The sequence below is a fragment of the Cellulomonas septica genome (genome assembly GCF_012396155.1).
GTDB lineage: Bacteria > Actinomycetota > Actinomycetes > Actinomycetales > Cellulomonadaceae > Cellulomonas > Cellulomonas septica.
In genome coordinates, this window is record NZ_JAAXOY010000825.1 from 1 (window position 1) to 1,287 (window position 1,287).

Below are 1,287 nucleotides of genomic sequence, written 5' to 3' on the forward strand. Positions count from 1 at the left end.
GCCGCCGCGCCGCCCGCACCTCCGGCGCCGCTGTCCGCTGCTCCCGCCCCTCCCGTCGCGCCCGCGCCCCAGCCGCCCACGGCGGACTCCTCCGGCGCCGGCGAGGTGCAGCTGACCAAGGCCCGCCCGGTGAACCTCTCGAAGGGCCAGCGGGTCTCGCTCGTCAAGGACGGCGACGTCGCGCTGACGATGGTCCGCATGGGCCTGGGCTGGGACCCGGTCCGCAGGCGCGGGATGTTCGGCAGCCGCGAGGTCGAGATCGACCTCGACGCCTCCGCGATCCTGTTCGCCGGCAAGGACCCCGTCGACGTCGCGTTCTACAACAACCTGCGGACGCGCGACGGGTCCGTGCAGCACACGGGCGACAACCGCACGGGCGACGGCGAGGGCGACGACGAGACGATCCTCATCGACCTGACCCGCGTCCCGGTGCACGTCACGGACGTGATGCTCGTCGTCACCTCGTACGAGGGCCACACGTTCGAGCAGGTGCAGAACGCGTTCTGCCGGCTCGTCGACCACACCACGGGGGCCGAGCTGGCCCGGTACACGCTCGCCGGCGGCATGCCGTTCACCGCGATGCTCATGGCGCGCGTGTACCGCCAGGGCCCGACGTGGAAGATGCAGGCGGTCGGCGAGGGCATGCAGGCCCGCACGCCGATGGAGACGGTGCCGTCGCTCGCCCGGTACGTCGGGTGACCTCACCGCTGGTGCTCGGGCGCGGCCAGAACGCGCCCTGGCCCGACGCGGGCGTGCTCGTCGAGGTGGTCGGCACCGCGGCCGCCGAGTGCGACGTGTCGGTCCTCCTCGTCGACGAGCGGCAGCGGGCGGCGTCGTCCGACGACCTCGTCTTCTACAACCAGCCGTCGGCACCGGGCGCGACGCTGGAGGTGGGCTCACCCGCCCGCGTCCGGCTCGACCTGGCCGCGCTGCCCGCGCGCGTCCACGCCGTGCTGTGCCTCGTGAGCGTCGACCCGCACCGACCGGCGCTCGGCACCCTCCCGCCCCTCACCGCGGTGCTGCGCGACGGCGACGGGTCCGAACGGGCGCGGTTCCCGCTCGTGGACCTCACGAGCGAGCGCGCGGTCGTCACGGTCGAGGTGTACCGCCGCGGCGACGCGTGGAAGGTCCGGGCCGTCGGGCAGGGGTACGACGGGGGTCTCGACGGACGCGAGGGCCTCGGGGGACACGCGCAGACCACCGTTGATGGCGCGCGACGCGGTGGAGCGTGACACTCCGGCGCGCTCGGCGACCTGCTCGAGCGTCGGCGCCGGGGGACGGGCGGGC

General features: G+C 74.8%; 1 protein-coding gene and 1 pseudogene. Both read left to right on the forward strand.

Annotated features, from left to right (window positions below; translation table 11 throughout):
- Window positions 1–699: TerD family protein (locus tag HGA02_RS19540; protein WP_168681057.1), on the forward strand; the 699-nt coding region annotated here is incomplete at its 5' end.
- Window positions 700–794: 95 nt separating this feature from the next.
- Window positions 795–1,106, forward strand: a pseudogene (locus tag HGA02_RS19545) (TerD family protein); the annotation flags it as partial.
- Window positions 1,107–1,287: the final 181 nt, after the last annotated feature.